This is a genomic window from Rhizobium sp. P32RR-XVIII, from assembly GCF_012641395.1.
GTDB lineage: Bacteria > Pseudomonadota > Alphaproteobacteria > Rhizobiales > Rhizobiaceae > Rhizobium.
This window is the reverse complement of the sequence record NZ_JABAIH010000003.1, coordinates 412,137-431,214: the sequence shown is the minus strand read 5'-3', so window position 1 is coordinate 431,214 and position 19,078 is coordinate 412,137. Positions and strand designations below refer to the sequence as shown.

Here is a 19,078-nt window from a genome sequence, read left to right as displayed (position 1 = left end):
GTCGGGCATAGCGCGAACGCGCATACCAGGCAGGACTGCAGCAATGAGCTTGGGCTCTAGCATGAAGCATCCGTTTCAGACGTTCGAAGGACAACCGGCTTTTGCCCCAAGCCTGAAACGTCAAAGGAACCCGAAGGTTCCTTTGTGCAGTGCAAAATTCCTGTAGTCAGCCGCCCGGTCAGGGCATCAGCTGGCCGCCATTCACCTCGATGATCTGGCCAGTGACGTAGCCCGAGAGCGTGGGTGACGCGAGGAACAGATAGGCGCCGACGCAATCTTCCGGGGCGCCGACAAAGCCCATCGGAATGGTCTTACGCTGCATCTCCATCTGTTCGTCATTGGTATAGCGCTCGTGGAATGGCGTTGCGATGACGCCGGGAGCCACGGCATTGACGCGGATGCGGTCCGCCACGAACTCCTTCGCATGGCCGTGCGTAATCGTCGAGACGAACCCCTTAGAGGCCGCATAGAGGATCGCGCCGTTGCCGCCGCCGTTTCGAGCAGCGATCGACGTCGTGTTGATGATGAAGCCGCCCTGCTTCTTCAGCCAGGGATGGGCGGCGCGCGTTGCGGCAAGAACCGATCGGGCATTCAGGTTCATCACCCGGTCATAATGCTCGTCGGTATATTCCGATGTGGGCTTGCGACCGAGCATCCCGCCAGCATTGTTGATGAGGCCGTCCAGATGGCCGAAGGTCTTTGCCGTTTCCTCGACGACGCGCTCGGTCTCGCCTTCCCTGGAAACGTCGCCATGGATCAGATGCACGGTGGCGCCGGTCGCCCTGATCTCGTCGGCAAGCTTTTCGGCCGGCTCCCGGCTCGCATTGTAGTGGATGCCGACTTTCATGCCCTGCGCTGCAAAAGCGCGCGCAAGGGCCGCGCCGATGCCGGTCGACGCGCCGGTGATCAGCACCGCCTTGCCGTTCAGATCAGGTATCTTGATGGACGCAAGTGATTGAGCAAGATCCGTCATGGCAGCTAGAGCCTCCCGAAAAAGCAAATGAAATGGATAGTAAAGTGGATATGCGAGTCTAGCAGGCGCGATCGCAGGTCGGCAATCCACAAAACCGGAAGAACGGTACTGTTGTGTGCACTGTCAGACTTTTTCGAGAGCGATTGGGCGCCGACGCATATCGTCGAACTGCATTTTCAGGAGCTAAATCGGAAGCAATACGCTATGGTGCGAATGGGCCATTGGCGACAGGACAGGAAACCGGCGTGAAGATCCTTATGCTCGCAATTGTCATCGGAATGATCGGCGGGGTTCTCAGTCTTGCGCTTTTTGCCACGCCCGGATCCAAGCAGATCGCCAAGGGTCAGCCGCTCCAAACATCGCTATCGCAAGTCATGGGACCGCGCTAATCGCCGCGGAATTCTCGCGAGGCGCCTCTAAAGAACGGGCATCAAATTCCGCCTTCTGCGAAGTCCCAGTGGCGCTTGTCTGCCTCAATGATGCCGCGATGCGCTATCAGAACATTTAGCAGGGCCGCAACCCCAGCGTTCAATATGCGCGCAACAGGGCGGAAGGGACATTTTATTTCCTGACATCGATCCGCCGCCAGACGGTCAATTTTCCCTTGCTTTCTAGCTGCTTGCGGACTGCTGACGGCCGTTACGCCAGGGTCAAACAATCACAACGTGTGCCATATAAGCCAAAAGTACTAGTTCTCGGGTTGTTAAGGATGCTGCAGTGCAGTATGTCTTGGGCGGGCTGAACGTTGATGGTGGAAACATGCAGAAAACATTCGGACACGTCCTGGCGGCGCATAGAGGTCTCGGTCCAGGTTTCGATTTCCTCAGAATTGCTTTGGCTTTTTCAATCGTATTTTCACACTCGTTTTTGCTGACCGGCAATGATGATTTTTTCCGCTCGAGCCCGCTCTGGTTTGCTGAATACGCGCTGGTGCCGATGTTCTTCGCGCTCAGTGGATTTCTGATCGCCGGCAGCGCTCAGCGCCTGAGCCTGAAAAACTTTCTTCTGAACCGCGGATTGCGCATCGTCCCGGCTCTTGCCGTGGATATTGTCGTCTGCGCGTTCATTATCGGCCCGCTGGTAACGACCGTTGCCTTGCACGACTACTTTCTTGGCGCCGATTTCTACAAATACTTCCTCAACATCATGGGCTGGATTCACTACAGCCTGCCGGGCGTGTTCGAAACCAATCCGACCCATCGGGTCAACGGTGCGCTCTGGACGGTTCCCTGGGAAATCTTCTGCTACATGATCATGTCGGCGCTGATGATCACATCGATCATCAAGTCATGGCAGAAGCTGGCATTGCTGACTGTCGGCTTCATTGTTGCCGGGCTCGTCGTCCAGTTCTTCGGGCATCTGCTGCCCTATCGCGTGAACCTGCTTTTCAGCACCCTGTTCGTCAGCCGGGGCGCGCAGCTGGTTTTCGCCTTCCTGCTAGGCATACTTGCCTATCAGCTTCGGGATTTCATCCCGCATAGCAGATCGTTGTTTGCCGCCAGCCTGGTGATTGCCGTTCTGGCGATGCTGCTTTTGAGCAGCTCTTCCATCGAGAGCGTTCCGAACAGGCTGCTGGTGATCCCGGCGCTCGTCTATGTCACCACATTTATCGGCCTGACGCGCATGCCTCTGCCCTCAGTGTTTCACAAGGGGGACTACTCCTATGGCGTTTATCTCTATCACGACCCCTTCCTGCAGATTTTGATCACACTGGCACCCGGCCTGTTCCTGATCCCCAAAACGGGAGCGATTGCGCTCTATGCCGTCGGCATCTGCGCCGCCATGGGCGTTGCCGTCATTTCCTGGCATATGATCGAGAAGCCTATCCTGGGCATGAGAAAGAAATTCTCGTTTGTTGCGAAGGCACGTGGCGTCGACGACAATCCGGACGTCAAGATTGGGGCAGTCGAGAGGCCGGCAAAGGCATAGACGGATAAGGAGCGCCCGCCACCTGGGCGCTCACCCGTTCGTCGCCTCGAAGGCCACATCGTAGGTGACCGTGCCGGAGGCCATGTCGCCGTTGAAGCTCAGAGCCTGGAAATATTGTGGCGGAATGCCCGCAAATCGCAGGCGCGCGTTCGCCTTGAAGCCGAAGCGGCCATAGTAGCTGGGTTCGCCAACCAGCACGCATCCCTGGGCGCCGAGCTTGCGGATGGCGGCCAACCCCTCGCGCACCAGCGTGCTGCCAACCCCCTGACCCTGTCTTGCCGGCGTCACTGCAATCGGACCGAGACCATACCAACCGAAATCCTCGCCATCGATCAGCACCGGTGAGAATGCGATGTGGCCGGTGATCACGCTCTCGTCTTCGGCGACCAGCGACACGGAGAGCATGCCGTTCCGGCGTAGCGCATCGACGATTGCCGCTTCGGTCTGGCTGCTGTAGGCCATGCCGGCAAAAGCATCGCTCACCAGCGCCCGGATCGCCGGGATATCGGCTTCGGTTTCGTTACGGATGTGCATGATCGTTTTCCTCGCCCGGAGCCGGAAGTAGCAGATTGAAGCGGCTGGCGTCAAAGCGGTGACTTGCATTGATCCGGCAACTCCTCTTCAATCGGGTTCAGCAAAGAGGAGTTCCGTTTGTCCTTTCCCCTGTTCGATCTCACCGGCCGCCGCGCGCTCGTGACCGGCTCAAGCCAAGGCATCGGCTATGCGCTGGCGCTCGGCCTTGCCGAACACGGCGCATCCGTTGTCATCAATGGGCGCAATGCCAACAAAGCCTCGGAAGCGGCGGAAACGATCAGAGCAAAGGGCTTCCATGCCCTCAGTGCGGCTTTCGACGTCACGGATGCGGCAGCCGCTCGCAGCGGCATTGCCTATATCGAAAGCGAGATCGGCCCGATCGACATCCTCATCAACAATGCCGGCATGCAGTTCCGCACCCCGCTGGAATCCTTTCCGGTTGAAAAGTGGGACGAGCTTTTCAAGACCAATGTCTCGAGCATCTTCTACGTCAGCCAACCGGTGGCGCAGGCAATGATTGCGCGCGGCCGCGGCAAGATCATCAATATCGCCTCGGTGCAGGCGGAGCTCGCACGGCCGGGCATCGCGCCCTATACAGCGACCAAAGGCGCTGTCAAAAACCTGACGCGCGGCATGGCGACGGATTGGGCAAAGCATGGGTTGCAGGTGAATGCGCTCGCGCCCGGCTATTTCAAGACGCCGCTCAATCAGGCTCTGGTGGACGATGCGAAATTCACAGCCTGGCTGGAGAACCGGACGCCCGCAGGCCGCTGGGGCAATGTCGAAGAGCTGGTGGGTGCCGCCGTCTTCCTGTCATCGGACGCCTCGTCCTTCGTCAACGGCCATATGCTGATGGTCGATGGCGGCATCACCGCCAGCCTTTAATCCGCAAGCACCGACCGAAACCATCGCCGAAGCGTAGGAACCGGCGCGCAAGGGAAGTTAAAACGCGAGGATTTGCATTTTCTGGCCGGAATTGCCACTTAATAGGAATGAAATGTCCGCCACCCTGCAAGACTGCGATACTTCCGTTTACGGAAAGCAAACCATATCCGATTGCGGACCATGCAGGTGCGAGAGCCTTAGGAAAATCTAATCGTTCTCCTCCTAGTCTTGGAAAATACACGGAACAGGGCTCCCCCAATTACGCGCTTCGCATCCGGGTCAAACTATGATTACGATAGAGCCTTGCGGGAGCCCGATTTTGAAGAACCATGAGTAACGATCTTTTCCAGGTAAAATTTTGGGGCGTACGCGGCAGCATCCCGGTTTCGGGTCCCGAATTCGATCACTACGGCGGCAATACCTCCTGCATCGAGATACGCTGCGGCGACCACCGGATGATCTTCGACGCTGGCTCCGGCCTTCGCGAGGCGGGACTCGCCATGATCAATGAAGGCGTCATGGACGTCGACCTGTTCTTTACGCATTGCCACTACGACCACATCATCGGGCTGCCGTTCTTCAAGGCGATCTACTATCCCTCGATCAATGTCGATATTTGGTCCGGCCATCTCGACGGCAAGATGAGCACCAAGGAAATGGTCAATCAGTTCATCAGCCCGCCGTGGTTCCCCGTCAAAACGGATATCTGCCAGGCAACGATGAACTTCCGCGACTTTCACGCGGGTGACACGCTCTCCCCGCGCGACGGCATCCGGATCAAGACCTACATGCTCAACCACCCCGGTGGCGCGATCGGCTATCGCATCGAGTGGGGCGGCCGCGTCGTGGCATTGGTGTTCGACGTCGAGCACGTTCCGGGCGCTTACGACCCAGTGTGCCTGGAATTGATGAAAGACGCCGATCTCGCGATCTACGATTGCACCTACAACGAAGACGAGATGCAGCGTTTCAAGGGCTTCGGCCACTCGACCTGGCAGCACGGCACTGAGCTCGCCAAAATGGCCGGGACGAAGCGTTTTGCTCTCTTCCATCACGCGCCGTCGCGCACCGACACACAGCTCGGCCAGATGGAAAAAGACGCTCAGGCGGCGTTTCCCGGGGCATTCGCCGCTCGCGACAATCAGGTCGTTGAAGTCTAAGGCTCAGGTCCTAAGCCTTCATAAGTTCTGCTGCCGGATGCCACGCGACAGCACTGTGGCGACCAGTCTCGGCAAGCAGCGCTTCGGTGAATTCCCAGGCCATCGTGTCATGAGCCAGATGATGCGTCAGCAATCCAATCGGCTCGGCGCGTCCTTCGAACCGGTCCTGCAGTTCCGCCACCAGTTCGCTCACAAGTTCCCCATGTGGCCGCCCGATGCGCGGTTTGGTTCGGTCCGCTCCACGTCCCATGACGTCGATATGCGTGTTGAGGAGCGGGATTGATGCTTCCGCACCCACTCGTCCGAAAGCGGACATGCACTCGAAACCGAGTGCTGGGAGCTTGGGGATGAAGCCTCGATCAATGCGGTTCCACGGCGGCACCAGCATGGGAATGAACCGATCCGGATGCAGACGCTGCAGTGTCAGGAAGCCGTTATAGAGCTCGCCCAGCGCCACTTCCGCCAATCGGTGTCCGCCAAGCTCCTGTTTTTTCTCGCCCGGCGGAGCATGGTTCTCATGCGACCATCCATGCACAGCGACGCTGACGCCGCCCGCAGCCGACAGCCGCTCGGCAAGTGCCCCACCGGTCTTTGCCGGAACGACTGCAATCGTCAACGGCGTATCATTGGCGCTGGAAAGGGCGAGCAATCTCTCCAGAGCTGCCGTTGGCTCGATGGCATCGTCATCCCGCCACCAGAACCGCGCCACTTTACCGGCTTCCTGCCAGCGCGCCAGCTCCTCGTGGAGAGGTTGCCATACCGAATTGCCGCTCATGGTCCGACTCCTGCATACGCGTTCAATATCCTGCCCAGTTCCTGGGCGGCAATCTCCAGCGATCGTTCCTCCAGCACGAAACGCCGTGCTGCCGCGCCTATTGCCAGCCGCCGCTCCGGATCCTGCAACAACCCGCCAATCGCTGCTGCAAAGCGTTCGACATCTCCCTCAGCGGTCAAGTGGCCGGTAACGCCGTCTTCGATCACCGCCGGGACTCCTCCGGTCCGCTGCGCCACGACCGGCAGGCCGGCGGCCTGCGCTTCCAGATAGGCAAGACCGTAGGCTTCGCCACAGCCGGGCCACACATAAACGCCCGATGTCCCGAGGAGGCCTGGGACGTCGACCGGGCTCCGCTCCCCCAGCCAGTCTATGCGGCCGGGTGCGAAATCCGAAAACAGCATCTCGACCTGCGCCCGCATCGGCCCGTCGCCGACAATGGCAAGCGTCCAAGGCTTGTCTTCGATCAGCCGCAACGAATGGGCAAGCATTGCATAGCTGTCCATCTTGTCGCCGGGCCGCATCATAGCGACTGTCACGAGACGTTGGGAATCCGGCTGCAGCGGGACATTCCTGAAAGGTGCCGTATCGATGAAGGGCTTGATCGAAGCAAACCGAGCGTCCGGAATAGCCTGCTCGACGCCGGCCCTGTCCCGTTCGGTCAGCGCGATGTTGATTGCTGCCTGCCGTATTGCCGCAGCGACCGATGCCTGCGACGCGGCCCAGCCGGTGGCATTGCGTTTCGGGGAATAGGACGTTTCGGCCGTGACGTAGGAGATGCCGAATTCCGCAGCCAGAATGGGACCGAAGGGATCCGGCGATTTATAGTAGGGATGATAACAGAACCAGAGATGCGGCCTTGGCTCTTGACGCCATTTGTCTTTCAATCGCGAAAGCTCCGCCTGCCGCTCGCCCTCAAGGGCCATAGCTGCCTCGGGCGTCGGCGCGAAGTTTCGGAAGTCGGATACGATCTCGACAGAATGGCCGGAGAGTTCCAGCGCTCTTACAAGCAGCCGTCCCATAAGGCGGTCGCCTGAGGGGATGGGATGATTGGGAGATTTCAGCGGCGCGTAAAATGCAATCCGCATCAACGCGCTCCTTCCTGAACGCACTGTATCTGACTGGCCATCCAGCCTATTGCGAAAATTTCCCCTATTGTAGGCTCCTTAAAAGTTACTGATAAACATATAGAATGTGATCATGGATGGTGAAGGCGGCATTCCGCTTTTATCCAAACATCTCTAGAGTATGACGCCGAAAACTGTGAAGCCGTTTTCAGCTGATCGTGCTCCGGCGTTTCGATTGAGAGCGGATCTGGTTTAGGTCGAGTCGATCTAGGATCATCCGGGTTCGGCATCCAAGATTCGAACGTTCAGAACGGGAATGAATGGCGAGCATCGCAGACACAAGGTTTTTTTCGGAGCGCAACATCCGGCGCGCTCGGCTGGGCTCAGGCCTCGTCCTGTTCACTTTCGTGGCCCTCCATCTGTCGAACCATGCGCTCGGCCTCGTTTCCATTGACGCCGCCGATGATGGCCGTCGGCTGTTTCTCGCGATCTGGCGCAATCCGCTGGGCACGCTGATCTTCTACGGCGCCATTTTCGTTCACATCGCACTCGTGCTTCGCTCGCTTTACATGCGCCGGAGCCTGGTCATGCCAGTCGGCGAGATGGCCCAGATCGTGCTCGGCCTCGCGATCCCGCTGCTCCTGATCGATCATGTCGTCGGAACGCGGATTGTTCACGAACTCTATAGATACATCGACAACTATGAGACGATCGTACGCCTCCTCTGGATCACCTCGTTTGGAACCGGCATCCGGCAGGCGGTTACCCTGGTTGTCGTCTGGGCCCACGGCTGTATCGGTCTGCGTTTCTGGCTGCGTTACCGGGCGTGGTACGCAGGATTTGCGCCGCTGCTTCTGGCGTTCGCCATTCTCCTGCCGGTACTTGCGCTGCTTGGTTTCATCGAGATGGGCCGCACCATCGCCGAGCCGGACTATGAAGGACTGGTCGATACCGGCCGCTACCAGGAAAACCTGAACAGCCGCTACCAAACCGATCCGGAAGCGCTGCAGCAGATCGCCTTGATCCGGGCCGGACTCTACGGCGGCTTTTCGCTGGCATTGCTTTCCGTCGTCGCAGCACGTGCGCGCCGCAAGTGGAAAGAGCGTACCGATCAGATCGCTGTGCATTTTCCGGGAGGCGAGATAATCAAGGTGCCGCGCGGCTTCACCGTTCTGGAGGCAAGCCGCCTCGGCGGACTGCCGCACTATTCCGCCTGCGGAGGCAAGGGGCAGTGCTCCACCTGCCGGGTGCAGATTCTCGGCAATTACCAACGCCTGCCGCCGCCCGGCGAGTTGGAGCAGAGGACGCTGAGGCGCATCAACGCGGCGCCGGATGTGCGGCTGGCCTGTCAGCTTCGGCCGGACCACGACGTCACGGTCGCGCCGCTGCTGATCCCGGCGACGGAGACCGCTCTTCCCGCCAATGCGCAGGAGACGAGCCCCGGCCGCGAGCGGGAGATCGCCGTGCTCTTCTGCGATATCCGCAATTTCACGACCCTGACGGAAACCCGGCTACCCTTCGACATTGTTTTTCTGCTCAACCGATACTTCGCTGTTGCCGGCAAGGCGGTGGAACAGGCCGGCGGGCGGATCGACAAATTCATCGGTGACGGCGCCATGGCGCTTTTCGGCATCAACACTTCGCCGGAGAATGCCTGCCGGCAGGCGCTGTCGGCCGCGGCAACGATTTCGTCCGAAATCGAAAAGCTGGGTGCCGAGTTCGCGGAGGAACTGACGATCCCCCTTCAGATTGCGATCGGCATCCATTTTGGACCCGCCGTCGTCGGGACCATGGGCTATGGCAGGGTGAGAAACCTTACCGCCGTGGGCGACACGGTAAACGTCGCGAGCCGCCTGGAGGGCGCCGCAAAGGAATTCGGCGCGGCGATCGTCATTTCCGAACCGGTCGCAGAACTTTCCGGCGCTGACATGAGCGGCATCGAAAGCCGCGAAATCAGCGTGCGTGGCCGCGCACTGCCCTTGAAAGTCTACGTGATCGGCAAGGAAAAGGCGGGCGAACCGCTCGAAGGAAAAGCCTGATGTCCGGTTTGGGATGGCGCTCGCGGAAATTCTGGCGAAAGCGCCTGCGCAGGATGCGCAACGCCATGGCAAGCCGCTTCTTCGATACCCGCTTCGGCCGCCGCCTGCTGATCGAGAACATCGGCCAGCGCGTTGTTTCCATAACCGTCGATGCCGGCGACCATCTGATGACCTTCTCGCCGTCGGACTATGTCGGCCGCAAGGTCTTCCGGAAGGGTCACTTCGAGCGCGAGAACGTCGACCGGCTGCTGGCGGTGCTGCGCGAACGGGGTTTGCTGCGGAAGGAAGGCACCCTGCTCGAACTCGGCGCCAATATCGGCACGCAAACTGTTTATTTTGCGCTGAGCGGCACCTATTCGCACATCATCAGCGTCGAGCCGGACCCCCGCAATTTTCCGCTGCTGGAGACCAACATCCATCAGAACCGGCTGGAGAAGAAGGTAACGCTCGTCAATTGCGCTGCCGGCGAGATTACGGGCGAGATCGACTTCTTCCTCAACGCGAACAATCACGGAAAGAGCAGCGCGATTCGCCAGAGTCCGTCGGATGCAAAGATCAGCGTACCGGTCAGGCCGGTGGCCGATATTCTCAGCGGGGCTGGCCTAGACCAAAGCGATGTCGCCCTCGTCTGGATGGATATCGAAGGCTACGAGCCTGTCGCGTGCCGTTCGATGGTGGCGCTGATGACGCGGCGCGTGCCGCTTTACATGGAATTTACGCCTCTCTTCTACGGACCCGAACAGACGCGCGAGTTCATAGAATCGCTTTCCGGCTTCTACGAGGATTGCATCGTTTTCTTCGAAGACGGCGAACAGGACATGAAGGTTCGCGACCTGCCGCGCGATATCGATCAATATGACGTGCTCTTTTTGCCCTGATCACATGCGCCGGTAGAGAAAGTATCGTCCTTCCTTGATCCCCGGCGGCAGCGACAGCGGTTCCAGCCCGGGCCAGTCGAGTGGCAGACCGCTGACGGCGATGCCGTCCCTTACGAGAACGCCGGCCACCAGCTGCGGCAGCCAGGTCAGGGTCACCGCATCGATCTCATCGTGACCGGTCCCAATATCGGCATGGGCAAGTGCCGCACCGATGCCGACAAAGGCTTGGCCACTCTCTCGGATATCGCCTGTCACCATGTCTGCCGCTGGCGGCGTCGAGGCGGAGTAGGAGCGCACTTCGCGGTCGAAGGCGATGATGCGACGATTCGGGAATAGCTCGCGCAAATGATCGTAGGTGCGGCCGTTCCCTAGACCGAATTCCAGAACCGGACCTTCCGTATCCTTCACCAGATCGCCGATGGCGTTGAGGATGTCGCGCTGAGCCGTCAAACGGCGGATGAAGCTGTCGAGGCGGCTCATCTATGTCCTTGTCTGTCATTCTTTTTTGCAATCCGGTGCTATCACATGAAACTGCGCGAAGTCGATCACCGTAGATCAAAATGCCGTTGCTGCGGCGATGTGGGTCTGTGATAAGGTCGAATCATGAGTGGCGTTTCAGATCGAGAATTCTTCGCGACCGTCCCGGTCTTCACCGATTTCGAGGGCGTGGCCGATACTGGTAACTATCGGCCGCTGCCGGATGGCTGGATTCTGGCGCTTGCCGATATCGTCGGCTCGACACAAGCGATCGAAGGGGGGCGTTACAAGGACGTCAACATGGCGGGCGCCTCCGTCATCTCCGCCGTGCTGAATGCGGTTGGCAAAGGTGATTATCCCTTCGTCTTCGGCGGTGACGGTGCGCTCATTGCGCTTCCCGGATCGCTGGAGAAAGTTGCGCGCGAAGCGCTTGCGGCTGTGCAGGTCTGGGTCGCAGAGGATCTGGGCTTCACGCTGCGCACAGCGGTCGTGCCGCTTGCGGATATTCGCCGTGAAGGTCTCGATGTGCTGATCGCCCGATATGCCGCGAGCCCTTACGTCACCTACGCGATGTTCTCGGGGGGCGGCAACAGCTGGGCCGAACGGCAGATGAAGGCCGGAAATTACACCGTTGCGCCCGCAGCGCCGGGCACCCGGCCGGACCTCGCCGGCCTCTCCTGCCGCTGGAGTCCGATCGAATCGCGTCATGGAGACATTGTTTCGATCATTGCCGTCCCCGGCACAGCCGGCCCAGGAGCGGAGTTTCAGCAACTGGTGACGGCAATCGTCGCGATCTCTGGGGAGCAGGGTCGCAGCGGTCATCCGATACCGCCCGAAGGTCCGAAGCTGTCTTTCTCGATGAGAGGCATCGATCGTGAAGCAAAAGTGAAGGCGCCAAAGGGAAGACGCCTCATAATGAAGCTCTTCATCATGCTGCAGCTCGGCCTGCTGGTCGTCCTCTACAAGCTTGGCCTGCCGTTCGGCAAGTTCGACGCCCACCGCTACAAGAAGGACCTTGCCGGCAACTCGGATTTCCGCAAATTCGACGACGGGCTGAAAATGACCATCGATGTCGATGCCGCGCGGCTGAAGCGGATCGAAAATCTGCTTGACGAAGCACAGTCCAAAGGCATTGCCCGGTATGGCCTGCACCGCCAGCAATCGGCGCTCATGACCTGTTTCGTGCCGACGCCTCTCTCACGCGACCATATGCATTTCATCGACGGCGCAAGCGGCGGTTATGCGGTCGCCGCCAGCAAAATCACAGGCAAGACGCTGTCAGCGATAGACGTCACGCCTTGACGACGTGATCTCCCGAGAGGCCGAGCCGGTTGAAGACGTTGCGGGTATCGACAATCAGCGGTGCGTTCCGGGCAAGCATGGCATAGTCGACCTGGTCGTGATCGGTTGCGACCAGCACCGCATCGTAATCCGCCAGAGCTTCCGGTGACAGTGCTACGGATGCCCTGCCTTTCAGCGCCTGATGTTCGCGGGTCGGCGGAATTTCGGTGACGAACGGGTCGTGATACTCCGCTTTGCCGCCGCGCTCCTCGATGATCTCGATCAGCCGCAGCGAGGGGCTCTCGCGGATATCCGCGACGTTCTTTTTGTAGGCAAGGCCGAGAACCAGAATTTTGCTGCGGCTGAGCGCCTTCCCTGACCGGACATCCAGCGCTTCGGCGAGCTTGCCGACGACGTAGCGCGGCATCGCCGAGTTGATCTCGCCGGCAAGTTCGATAAAGCGCGTCGGCAGCTCGTATTCGCGGGATTTCCACGTCAGATAGAACGGATCGATCGGAATGCAGTGGCCGCCGAGGCCGGGACCCGGATAGAAGGGCATATAGCCGAAAGGCTTGGTCTTGGCCGCATCGATCACCTCCCAGACGTCTATGCCCATCGCCGCATAGACGGTCTTCAATTCGTTGACGAGCGCGATATTAACCGAGCGGAAGATGTTTTCGGTGAGCTTCACGGCTTCGGCTGTCGCGTTGGAAGAGACAGGCACAATGGTTTTCACTACCGCACCATAGAATGCGTTCATCAACTCCAGCGCATGTCCGCCGTCTCCGGCGACGATCTTTGGAATGGTTGCGGTATGATAATGCTGGTTGCCGGGATCCTCGCGCTCCGGCGAAAAGCCGACAAAGAAATCAACGCCGGATTTCAGCCCCGTCGTTTCAAGAATCACCTTCACGACATCGTCGGTGGTGCCGGGATAGGTCGTCGATTCGAGTACGACAAGCTGTCCGGGGCGGAGATGGTCGGCGATCGAACGCGAGGTCGCCTCGACGTAAGAAAGATCCGGATCGCGATGTTTCGTGAGCGGCGTCGGCACGCAAATGACGATCACGTCACAGGCCTTGAGGCCCGCGAAGTCGGTCGTCGCAGAAAAGCGGCCGGCCTCCGCCTCCGCAGTCAACGCCTCCGCCGTGACCGCGTCAATATACGATCTGCGAGCGTCCAGGGCGACGATCTTGTTCGGATCGATATCGAAGCCAGTGACGGCAAAGCCGCTCCTTGCAATTGCCATGGCCAGCGGCAGGCCGACATAGCCAAGTCCGATGACGCCGGCGCGGGCGGACCGGCTTTCGAGTTTTGCGGAAAGCACAGAGAAGAAGGATGGGCTGGCCAAGGCAGATCTCGTGAAAGGAGGAAAGCTAGCCTGTGAGATAATGCAAGATCAAAGGGATTGAAACCCGCCGCCTCGTCCTGACGCCGATGTGAGTGAGGAGTGATCGGCAGGCCTGAGGGGCGCCGCATTCGGCAAGCACCGTCGCCAGTGTGACCGAAAGGACTCGCAACGCATTTGAGTGATCGCGCAGGAGGATAATTTATGTGAATGCCATTGTTTCGCGTTCGCAGCACGCCTATCTGAACAGGATAAGTGAATTGCAGAAAGGATAGCCCGTCCGCGGATTTTTGCGGGTTGGGTGTGTCTGCCGGGCTCCTCGGCAGATCGTTGACAAATAACTCCGCTCGTCCATCCTGAATTTCCGCCTGCGCACCGACGGTGCCGCGGGTCGGGTACTTTATCGTTTCAGGAGCGGACGTGCTTGATGAGGATAATACCAGGCATGAGCACGATCGATTCCAGCGTGTCCTCGATTCTTCTGGACCGTGTCGCCGAATGGCTGACCAACTCTTCCCTTGCAGGTGATGATCTCGAAAACATCGTTCGCGGTTTTTGTGAGCGGATCGCCGCCGCCGGACTGCCGATCGCGCGCGTGCACCTGACTTTTTCGATGCTGCATCCGCTTTATGACGCCCTGGGCTTCACCTGGCGGCGTGGCAGCGGCGTCACGATCGAAGGCTATCGCCATTCGGTGGGTGCAAAGCCGGACCGCTTTCTCCAGAGCCCCTATTACTATTTGCTCGACAACAACCTCCAGCACATCCGCCGTCGCATCTCGCACGATGGCCCGGCCGAATTCCCGATCTTCGAGGACCTGCGCGCCGAGAAAATGACTGACTACCTTGCTTTCGTACAGCCCTTCGGTGACGGCTCCGTACAGGGCATGATGGGCTCATGGTCGACGGACAATCATTCCGGTTTCTCCGACGACATGGTCGATGCGCTGCTTCGCATGCAAAATCATCTGGCGGTTGCCGCCAAGATGGCCGTGCTCGGAAAGCTCGCCAACAACATGCTGACGACCTATCTCGGCGGCGACGCAGGCAAGCGCGTGCTGAACGGCCAGATTCGCCGCGGCGATGGAGAAACGATCCGCGCCGCCTTGGTGATGGGTGACATGCGTCAATCCACTGTCTATGCCGAAAAGGAAGGTCGCCAGGCCTATATCGATACCCTGAACGAATTCTTCGATGCGATTGCTGCGCCGTTCAATCGAAACGGCGGCGAGATCCTGAGCTTCCTGGGCGATGGCTTTCTCGCCGTATATCCCTGTGGCCGGCATAAGGACCCGTCGAAGATTGCTTCGCAGGCAGCCCTTTCGGCCGTCTACCAGGCACAGGCCCGGGTTGCCAAACTCAACAACGACCGGGCTGAGAAGGGTCTCGGTGCGGTCCGTTATGGGATCGGCCTGCATATCGGCAATGTGATGTTCGGCAATGTCGGGCTCAAGGACCGGTTGACATTCTCGGCCTTCGGTTCGGCCGTCAACGAAGTCCAGCGCCTGCAGTCGCTGACGAAGAAGTACAATCGCGAAGTCGTGGCCAGCCAGGCTTTTGCCGGCTATTGCGGCGGCGAATGGACGACGCTCGGCGAGGAGAAGCTGCGCGGCATCCGTCAGAAGGTGACGATCCTTCAACCCCGTGCACCCGCCCCGGCGCTCTCCATTGAAGGCAGTTTCCGCGAGGCCGCTCAGAACCTTCTTTCCGAAGCCGAACAGGTCATCCTGCTCCATCGCGATGCGAAAAAGCAGCTGAAGCCGACGGCAGTCGAAAAATTCGTCCAGTAAGGCCGAGCAAAAAGGCCCTTGTTTGCTTGTTGAACTCAGGTAACCAAGCCCAGTCTCTGATCTGTGTCATCAACTGGACACCCCGTTTGCGGTACGATAGTGTGCCTTAACGGGAACACAAAAGAGACTGGGGTATATCATTGGTATGGCGTCTACTTCCGACCTGTTGCGTATCGAGAATCTAGACGTCTCGTTCTCGGTGTTCGGGGACAAGCTACGCGTTGTAAGAAATGCCGAACTACGCATTCTCCCAGGAAAAGTAACCGCCCTTGTTGGAGAGTCCGGCTCCGGCAAATCGGTGATCAGCCAGTCGATCATGGGTATCCTGCCGAACGCAGCGCAGGCGACAGGCAGCATCCTTTTTAACGATCCGCTGAACGGCGAGACCACCGACATTCTTCAGTTCGGCCGCGACAGCGAGGAAATGCGCGATTTGCGCGGCAAGCGCATGGCGACCATCTTCCAGGAGCCGATGACGTCGCTCTCGCCGCTCCACACGGTCGGCAACCAGATCAGCGAGGTGCTGCTGATCCATACCGATATCGACAAGAAGGAGGCGCGCGCCAGAACCGAAGAGATGCTCGGCCTCGTCGGATTTGCCAATCCGAAGCGCACCTATGACATGTATCCGTTCGAGCTTTCAGGCGGCATGCGCCAGCGCGCGATGATCGCGATGGCGCTGATCTGCAAGCCGGCACTCCTGATCGCCGACGAGCCGACAACTGCGCTCGACGTGACAATCCAGGCGCAAATTCTAGAGCTGCTGCGCGACCTTCAGCACAAGCTCGGCATGGCAATGCTGCTCATTACCCATGACCTCGGCGTGGTTGCCAATATGGCGGATGAGGTGGTCGTGATCTACCACGGTGAAATCATGGAAGCTGGCCCGGTGAATGCGATTTTCCGCAACCCGCAGCACCCCTACCTCAAGGGCCTGATGGCCGCCGTGCCGCATTTCGACATGAAGCCAGGCGAACGGCTGAAGGCCGTGCGCGACGTACCGGTCAATCTGGAATCGCTCATCGGCAAAAAGCAAACGGTCGATACGAACGCGCCGAAGGTGCTGCTTTCGGTCAATAATCTGTCCAAGACCTACAAGACTCGCAACCGCGGCCTTTTCGCCAGGGGGGAAGCCGCAGTCGTGCGCGCCGTGGACGACGTCACCTTCGATATCCGCCGCGGCGAATGTCTCGGGCTGGTTGGCGAATCCGGCTGCGGCAAGACCACCGTCAGCAAGATCCTGATGCGCGCCATCACGCCCGACACCGGCTCGGTGGTCTTCAATGACGGAAACGAAGTGATCGACGTGCTTTCCGTCAAGGGCGATGACCTGCAGGAATTGCGCACCAAGATCCAGATGGTGTTCCAGGATCCGGTCTCATCGCTGTCGCCGCGCATGACGGTGCGCAATATCCTGAGTGAGCCGCTGGAAATCCACGACCGCGGCGACAGTACCGAGCGCAAACACAAGGTCGAAGCGCTGATGGGTGCGATCGGCCTCGACCGGCGCTACCTGAACCGCTACCCCCACAGTTTCTCGGGCGGGCAGCGCCAGCGCATCGGTATCGCGCGCGCCTTGGCGCTCAATCCCAAACTCATCATTCTCGATGAGCCGGTTTCGGCGCTCGATGTTTCCGTGCAGGCGCAGATCCTCAATCTGCTGAAGGACTTGCAGAAGGAGCTCGGCCTTACCTACCTGTTTATCTCGCACAACCTTGCGGTCGTCGATTACATGGCTGATCGCATCGCCGTGATGTGCAAAGGGCGCATTGTCGAGATCGCGCCGCGTGAGGTCATTTTGCGTGATCCGGTGCATCCCTATACGAAGTCTCTGCTTGCTGCGGTCCCCTTCCCCGATCTAGATCGTCCGCTCGATTTCGAAGAGCTGCGCAAGAGTGGTGCCGCCGACAAGCAGAATTGGGGCGTGACCTTCACCGCCGAACATGACGACGCATCCGAGCTCGACTATGCTGATCTCGGCAACGGCCATCTCGTGCGGGCGCGAAAGGGTGCCGACGCGAAGGAGCTGCGCGCATGGTAACCCGCCGAACGTTTCTGGGCGGCCTTATCGGCTCGGCCATCGGACCCTCTCTCGCAAACGCTGTCGGCGAACGCGACATCGAGCCGGAATTCCTGAGCGACCTGCTGAGAGCAGATCGCATTCCGCTGATGGCCGATCGGCTGCCGAAACACCCCCGCATCGTCAACATGAAGGAGGCCGGGCTGACGCCAGGCGTCTATGGCGGATCGGTGCGCACGATCATCGGCAGCGCCCGCGACATCCGCTACATGACGGTCTATGGCTACTCGCGCCTTGTCGGCTACGACAAGCACCTGCGTTTCCAGCCGGATATCCTGGGCGGCTACACCTCGGAAAACGACAGCGTCTTCACCTTTCACCTTCGCAAAGGCCACAAGTGGTCCGACGGTCATCCGTTTACGGCCGACGATTTCCGCTACTGGTGGGAAGACGTCATCCTGAACAAGTTTCTGACGCCTGGCGGTGGCGCGCTGGAGCTGCGACCTCACGGCGAGCTGCCCCGTTTCGAGGTGCTGGACGAACTCGTTGTCCGCTACAGCTGGGATATACCCAATCCGAATTTCCTGCCGTCGCTCGCCGGGCCGCTGCCGCTCGTGATCTTCGGCCCGGCGCATTACCTCAAGCAGTTCCATCAGAAATATCAGGATGACTTCCGGCTTTCAGCCTTGATGCGGGAAAACCGGGTGAAGAAGTGGGCCGACCTGCACATCAAGATGTCGCGAGCCTCGCGCCCGGAAAACCCTGAACTGCCGACGCTTGATCCCTGGCGCAACACGACGGCCCCGCCGGCAGATCAGTTTGTCTTCGTGCGCAACCCGTTCTTCCATCGCGTCGATGAGAACGGCATGCAATTGCCTTATATCGATCGCTTCATCCTGAACGTCAGTTCGTCCTCGATCATCGCGGCGAAGGCCGGCGCCGGGGAGTCCGACCTGCAGGCGACCGGCATCGATTTCAACGACTACACCTTCCTGAAGGAAGCCGAGAAGCGTTTTCCGGTAAAGGTCAACCTCTGGAAGCAGGCGCGCGGTTCACGTCTGGCGCTCTACCCGAACCTCAATTGCGCAGATGAGACCTGGCGCAACCTCTTCCGCGACGTACGTTTCCGCCGCGCGCTCTCGCTTGGGGTCGACCGGCACGAGATCAACATGGTCGCCTTTTATGGCCTCGGGAGGCCCAGTGCCGATACGGTTCTGCCGGATAGCCCGCTATTCAAGCAGGAATATGCCGACGCCTTTGTGCAGTTCGACCCCGATCAGGCGAACAAGCTGCTCGACGAACTCGGTCTCGCAAACCGCGACAGCGACGACATACGCCTGCTGCCGGACGGGCGGCGCGCGGAAATCACTGTCGAGACCGCAGGCGAAAGCACGCTCGATACCGATGTGCTCGAGCTCGTGCGTGATCACTGGAAGAATATCGGGCTGGCGCTTTTCACGCGAACCTCCCAACGCGAAGTTTTCCAGAGCCGCGCCATGAGCGGCACGACCACGATGTCGATATGGTTCGGAATCGAAAATGGCGTACCGACGGCCGACATGGCGCCGAGCCAGTTGGCCCCGACCATGGACGACCAACTACAATGGCCGATCTGGGGCATGCACTTTCTTTCTGCCGGCCAGGAGGGCAGTCCGCCCGACCTACCCGAGGCCGCTGAGCTGGTCGACCTGCTCAACCAGTGGGGCTCCACGTCCAACTTCCGCGAGCGCGAAGAGATCTGGCACAAGATGCTGTCGATCTACACTCAGCAGGTGTTCTCGATCGGCCTTATCAATGGCGCACTGCAGCCCATCCTGCGTTCGGCGAAGATGCAGAACGTGCCGGAGAGCGCGCTCTACGGTTTCGATCCGACCTCCTATCTCGGAATCTACATGCCGGATACGTTCTGGCTGAAGGAGGCGTGAG

16 protein-coding genes are annotated in these 19,078 nt (G+C 59.5%); 10 read left to right on the top strand and 6 right to left on the bottom strand.

Annotated elements, in window-relative coordinates; all coding sequences use genetic code 11:
- Window positions 1-178: 178 nt before the first annotated feature.
- Window positions 179-973, bottom strand: a complete 795-nt coding sequence (locus HGP14_RS11640; protein ID WP_168829992.1) for an SDR family NAD(P)-dependent oxidoreductase — start codon at window positions 971-973, stop codon at window positions 179-181.
- A 245-nt stretch (window positions 974-1,218) separates the two neighbouring features.
- On the opposite strand from HGP14_RS11640, the gene HGP14_RS11635 reads away from it, so the two are divergent.
- A complete protein-coding gene (locus HGP14_RS11635) occupies window positions 1,219-1,362 on the top strand; it encodes a hypothetical protein (RefSeq protein WP_168829645.1) in 144 nt (47 codons plus the stop codon).
- A gap of 370 nt (window positions 1,363-1,732) precedes the next feature.
- Window positions 1,733-2,902 (top strand): acyltransferase, encoded by a 1,170-nt coding sequence (locus HGP14_RS11630; protein WP_168830296.1) that lies wholly within the window; start codon window positions 1,733-1,735, stop codon window positions 2,900-2,902.
- A gap of 30 nt (window positions 2,903-2,932) precedes the next feature.
- Here the strand turns inward: HGP14_RS11630 and HGP14_RS11625 are convergent, their stop codons facing one another.
- Window positions 2,933-3,436, bottom strand: coding sequence for a GNAT family N-acetyltransferase (locus HGP14_RS11625; RefSeq protein ID WP_168829991.1), 504 nt, complete (start codon window positions 3,434-3,436; stop codon window positions 2,933-2,935).
- Window positions 3,437-3,553: 117 nt separating this feature from the next.
- Between HGP14_RS11625 and HGP14_RS11620 the strand changes: the two genes are divergently transcribed.
- Window positions 3,554-4,321 carry an SDR family oxidoreductase gene (locus HGP14_RS11620; RefSeq protein ID WP_168829990.1) on the top strand — a complete coding sequence of 256 codons (768 nt, stop codon included), beginning with the start codon at window positions 3,554-3,556 and terminating at the stop codon, window positions 4,319-4,321.
- Between the two features lie 329 nt (window positions 4,322-4,650).
- Window positions 4,651-5,481: an MBL fold metallo-hydrolase gene (locus tag HGP14_RS11615; RefSeq protein WP_168829989.1), complete on the top strand. Its 831-nt coding sequence runs from the start codon at window positions 4,651-4,653 to the stop codon at window positions 5,479-5,481.
- A gap of 10 nt (window positions 5,482-5,491) precedes the next feature.
- On the opposite strand, the gene HGP14_RS11610 is transcribed toward HGP14_RS11615, so the two are convergent.
- Together HGP14_RS11610 and HGP14_RS11605 are read right to left on the bottom strand one after the other, a co-directional pair.
- A complete protein-coding gene (locus HGP14_RS11610) occupies window positions 5,492-6,256 on the bottom strand; it encodes a polysaccharide deacetylase family protein (protein WP_168829988.1) in 765 nt (254 codons plus the stop codon).
- Window positions 6,253-7,341: a glycosyltransferase family 4 protein gene (locus HGP14_RS11605; protein ID WP_168829987.1), complete on the bottom strand. Its 1,089-nt coding sequence runs from the start codon at window positions 7,339-7,341 to the stop codon at window positions 6,253-6,255. The genes HGP14_RS11610 and HGP14_RS11605 overlap by 4 nt, the downstream gene beginning before the upstream one ends.
- A 299-nt stretch (window positions 7,342-7,640) precedes the next feature.
- Between HGP14_RS11605 and HGP14_RS11600 the strand changes: the two genes are divergently transcribed.
- Window positions 7,641-9,359, top strand: a complete 1,719-nt coding sequence (locus HGP14_RS11600) for an adenylate/guanylate cyclase domain-containing protein (RefSeq protein WP_168829986.1) — start codon at window positions 7,641-7,643, stop codon at window positions 9,357-9,359.
- A complete protein-coding gene (locus HGP14_RS11595) occupies window positions 9,359-10,237 on the top strand; it encodes an FkbM family methyltransferase (protein WP_168829985.1) in 879 nt (292 codons plus the stop codon). The genes HGP14_RS11600 and HGP14_RS11595 overlap by 1 nt, the downstream gene beginning before the upstream one ends.
- Here the strand turns inward: HGP14_RS11595 and HGP14_RS11590 are convergent, their stop codons facing one another.
- Entirely contained in the window at window positions 10,238-10,717 is a 480-nt protein-coding gene (locus HGP14_RS11590; protein ID WP_168829984.1) for a class I SAM-dependent methyltransferase, read from the bottom strand.
- A 123-nt stretch (window positions 10,718-10,840) separates the two neighbouring features.
- Here HGP14_RS11590 and HGP14_RS11585 point away from each other — a divergent pair, with 123 nt between their 5' ends.
- A complete protein-coding gene (locus HGP14_RS11585) occupies window positions 10,841-12,016 on the top strand; it encodes a DUF3095 domain-containing protein (protein ID WP_168829983.1) in 1,176 nt (391 codons plus the stop codon).
- Here HGP14_RS11585 and HGP14_RS11580 read toward each other — a convergent pair.
- Window positions 12,006-13,346 carry a nucleotide sugar dehydrogenase gene (locus tag HGP14_RS11580; protein WP_168829982.1) on the bottom strand — a complete coding sequence of 447 codons (1,341 nt, stop codon included), beginning with the start codon at window positions 13,344-13,346 and terminating at the stop codon, window positions 12,006-12,008. The genes HGP14_RS11585 and HGP14_RS11580 overlap by 11 nt on opposite strands.
- Before the next feature lie 442 nt (window positions 13,347-13,788).
- On the opposite strand from HGP14_RS11580, the gene HGP14_RS11575 reads away from it, so the two are divergent.
- The 3 genes from HGP14_RS11575 (at window position 13,789) to HGP14_RS11565 (ending at window position 19,077) form a co-directional block, all read left to right on the top strand.
- Window positions 13,789-15,132, top strand: a complete 1,344-nt coding sequence (locus HGP14_RS11575; RefSeq protein WP_168829981.1) for an adenylate/guanylate cyclase domain-containing protein — start codon at window positions 13,789-13,791, stop codon at window positions 15,130-15,132.
- 145 nt (window positions 15,133-15,277) lie between these two features.
- Entirely contained in the window at window positions 15,278-17,173 is a 1,896-nt protein-coding gene (locus tag HGP14_RS11570; RefSeq protein WP_168829980.1) for an ABC transporter ATP-binding protein, read from the top strand.
- Window positions 17,167-19,077: an ABC transporter substrate-binding protein gene (locus HGP14_RS11565; RefSeq protein WP_168829979.1), complete on the top strand. Its 1,911-nt coding sequence runs from the start codon at window positions 17,167-17,169 to the stop codon at window positions 19,075-19,077. The genes HGP14_RS11570 and HGP14_RS11565 overlap by 7 nt, the downstream gene beginning before the upstream one ends.
- The last annotated feature ends 1 nt before the right edge of the window (window position 19,078 follow it).

Excerpts from the sequence above, each read along its gene's own strand:
- HGP14_RS11585 (WP_168829983.1), top strand. The coding sequence starts at position 10,841 with ATGAGTGGCGTTTCAGATCGAGAATTCTTCGCGACCGTCCCGGTCTTC.
- HGP14_RS11575 (WP_168829981.1), top strand. The coding sequence starts at position 13,789 with ATGAGCACGATCGATTCCAGCGTGTCCTCGATTCTTCTGGACCGTGTC.
- HGP14_RS11565 (WP_168829979.1), top strand. The coding sequence starts at position 17,167 with ATGGTAACCCGCCGAACGTTTCTGGGCGGCCTTATCGGCTCGGCCATC.
- HGP14_RS11595 (WP_168829985.1), top strand. The coding sequence starts at position 9,359 with ATGTCCGGTTTGGGATGGCGCTCGCGGAAATTCTGGCGAAAGCGCCTG.
- HGP14_RS11600 (WP_168829986.1), top strand. The coding sequence starts at position 7,641 with ATGGCGAGCATCGCAGACACAAGGTTTTTTTCGGAGCGCAACATCCGG.
- HGP14_RS11590 (WP_168829984.1), bottom strand. The coding sequence starts at position 10,717 with ATGAGCCGCCTCGACAGCTTCATCCGCCGTTTGACGGCTCAGCGCGAC.
- HGP14_RS11605 (WP_168829987.1), bottom strand. The coding sequence starts at position 7,341 with ATGCGGATTGCATTTTACGCGCCGCTGAAATCTCCCAATCATCCCATC.
- HGP14_RS11615 (WP_168829989.1), top strand. The coding sequence starts at position 4,651 with ATGAGTAACGATCTTTTCCAGGTAAAATTTTGGGGCGTACGCGGCAGC.
- HGP14_RS11640 (WP_168829992.1), bottom strand. The coding sequence starts at position 973 with ATGACGGATCTTGCTCAATCACTTGCGTCCATCAAGATACCTGATCTG.
- HGP14_RS11570 (WP_168829980.1), top strand. The coding sequence starts at position 15,278 with ATGGCGTCTACTTCCGACCTGTTGCGTATCGAGAATCTAGACGTCTCG.
- HGP14_RS11630 (WP_168830296.1), top strand. The coding sequence starts at position 1,733 with ATGCAGAAAACATTCGGACACGTCCTGGCGGCGCATAGAGGTCTCGGT.
- HGP14_RS11625 (WP_168829991.1), bottom strand. The coding sequence starts at position 3,436 with ATGCACATCCGTAACGAAACCGAAGCCGATATCCCGGCGATCCGGGCG.
- HGP14_RS11610 (WP_168829988.1), bottom strand. The coding sequence starts at position 6,256 with ATGAGCGGCAATTCGGTATGGCAACCTCTCCACGAGGAGCTGGCGCGC.